The sequence below is a fragment of the Phyllobacterium sp. P5_D12 genome, from assembly GCF_054049495.1.
This window is the reverse complement of record NZ_JBFUMG010000933.1, coordinates 1-1,138: the sequence shown is the minus strand read 5'-3', so window position 1 is coordinate 1,138 and position 1,138 is coordinate 1. Positions and strand designations below refer to the sequence as shown.

1 protein-coding gene is annotated in these 1,138 nt (G+C 51.2%); it reads left to right on the top strand.

Going from position 1 to position 1,138, the window contains the following annotated elements; all coding sequences use genetic code 11:
- Nucleotides 1-145: 145 nt before the first annotated feature.
- A partial coding sequence (gene cfa / locus ACXJ5O_RS27755; protein WP_457302722.1) for a cyclopropane fatty acyl phospholipid synthase occupies nucleotides 146-1,138 on the top strand: 993 nt, incomplete at its 3' end.

The following is a 1,138-nucleotide window of genomic DNA, read 5'->3' as shown; positions in this document are numbered from 1 at the left end:
GCCAAACTCCACGACATTCAGCCGGCGCTGGTACGGGTTGAGGTGCCGAACTTCGTGCGGCGAAGATATTCAATGGTCGCCGCTGAATAGCGCAAATCATTGGGTAACCAGTTCGGATAACTGAGCGTCTTAGACAGGAGCTGATATGCCCTCCGACACTGGTGGACAGAGAGAGTTGGCGAACAGAAAGGGATCTGCTGCGCTTGAAACACTAAGTGGTCTTTTCGACCGCGCAGGTATTCAGATTAACGGCGGCTCTCCGTGGGATATCCAGATTCACGACGAAAGGACCGCTGCCCGTGTATTGGCACAAGGTAGCATGGGACTTGGCGAAAGCTATATGGACGGATGGTGGGACTGCGATTCGCTGGATGGCTTCTTTGAGCGTATTTTTCGCGCAAACCTTGCAGAGCGTGTGACTGCTAAAGACATACTGCAGACCTTGCGTGCGCGTTTGTTCAATCTTCAGGATCGATTCAGATCATGGCAGGTTGGCAAGGCGCACTACGACGTCGGCAATGATCTTTTTTCCGCTATGCTCGATAGCCGCATGACCTATTCCTGCGGGTATTGGAAGGACGTTGATAATCTGGAAGACGCCCAGACAGCGAAGCTCGATCTTGTCTGTCGCAAACTCGGCCTGAAATCGGGGATGCGTCTTTTGGATATTGGCTGCGGTTGGGGCAGTCTTATGAAATTCGMAGCCGAGAACTACGGCGTCTCATGCGTAGGATTGACCATTTCCGCGGAGCAGGCAGATTTCGCTCGCTTGAACGTAACCGGGCCTTCTATGGAAATTCGCCTTGCGGATTATCGGTCATTCAACATGGATGGGCGCGAAAAGTTTGATCGTATTGCTTCCATCGGTATGTTTGAGCACGTCGGTCACAAAAATTACGTCAGCCTTTTTGAAACGTCCAGACGAAGCATAATCGACGATGGCTTGTTCCTGCTCCACACGATCGGACGAAAACGTCGCCGCAACTTGATTGACCCATGGTTTGATCGATATATTTTTCCCAATGGAGAGCTGCCCTCTTTGGGTGAAATTTCCAACAGTATGGACGCTCGTTTCGTGATTGAAGACGTTCACAACTTTGGAGCCGACTACGATCAGACCTTGTTGGCATGGCATAAG